Genomic DNA, 1043 nt, shown 5'->3' with positions numbered 1-1043 from the left:
ACCTAAGGCGGGTGATTTGACGTTTTATCACCTGCCTTTTTCTCTTTATTTTTCCCTTAAGTTTACAGCAATGCCCCCAACCCCCTAAAGGGGGAGTTCCATCGCGCGATATTTGGAAAATAGTAATATTTGGATTTAGCTGAGTGCTAAGTAATGCGGGAGGCATGGTTCTCCCCTTTAGGGGAGTTAGAGGGGTGAGGGGGAAAAGTTGATCAGAAGTTATAAGCGAATAACCAACAACAATTTTCATTCGCGCGCCCCCTGTGGCGTCCTAAAGAGAAAGTTCCCTACGCGCACCCCCCAACCCCCTAAAGGGGGAGTTCTTACGCGCGATATTTGGAAAATAGTAATATTTGAATTTAGCTGAGTGGTAAGTAATGCGGGTGGGATTTTTCTCCCCTTTAAGGGAGTTAGAGGGGTGAGGGGAAGGATTGGAATATCCTGAAAGACTTACTTCATTAGCTCTCTGCATTTTTCGGTTATCTGCGTTATTACCTGATCTGTATTTTCTAATACATCCTTGTTGGTAAACCTGATGACGGTTATTCCCAGACGGTTTAACTCTTCTGTTCGGTTTGTGTCATATTCTTTTTGGGTTGGTTCATCGTGGATATTGCCATCCAATTCTATTACCAGTTTGATTTTATGACAATAGAAATCGGCAATAAAAATATCAATGGGATGTTGTCTTCGGAAGCGTAATCCCAGGATTTTATTCCCTTTGATGCGACTCCAAAGTGTTTTTTCGGCCGGTGTCATGTTTTTTCTTAGAAATTTGGCCTTTGTGAATATTGCAACCTTCGCATTATAAAACATTTGGGTTTTGTCACTTAAGGGCATGATGGATAGTGTTTGAAATTATTGGTTGCTATTTCTTCCGTTTTCTCCTTGGCCTTCTATAAGAAAAGTTTTTTTTCGCACACTTCTGTCCTCCTAAAGGGGGAAGTTCCCTATGCGCACCCCCCGACCCCATTGCTGTAAACTTAAGGGAAAAATAAAGAGAAAAAGGCAGGTGATAAAACGTCAAATCACCCGCCTTAGGT

Annotated in this window: 3 protein-coding genes; all 3 read right to left on the bottom strand. The window is 42.1% G+C overall.

Features of this window, described 5'->3' with window-relative positions:
* The coding region (locus ACT29H_RS16760; RefSeq protein ID WP_444822804.1) for a hypothetical protein at positions 1 to 250 on the bottom strand (250 nt) is incomplete at its 3' end.
* Between the two features lie 21 nt (positions 251 to 271).
* Positions 272 to 472, bottom strand: coding sequence for a hypothetical protein (locus ACT29H_RS16755; protein WP_444822803.1), 201 nt, complete (start codon positions 470 to 472; stop codon positions 272 to 274).
* Positions 451 to 840: an endonuclease domain-containing protein gene (locus tag ACT29H_RS16750; protein WP_444822802.1), complete on the bottom strand. Its 390-nt coding sequence runs from the start codon at positions 838 to 840 to the stop codon at positions 451 to 453. The genes ACT29H_RS16755 and ACT29H_RS16750 overlap by 22 nt, the downstream gene beginning before the upstream one ends.
* Positions 841 to 1043: the final 203 nt, after the last annotated feature.

The organism is Thermophagus sp. OGC60D27, assembly GCF_052400625.1.
In the GTDB taxonomy this organism is placed as follows: domain Bacteria; phylum Bacteroidota; class Bacteroidia; order Bacteroidales; family Marinilabiliaceae; genus Thermophagus.
This window is presented reverse-complemented; position numbering and strand designations above follow the sequence as displayed.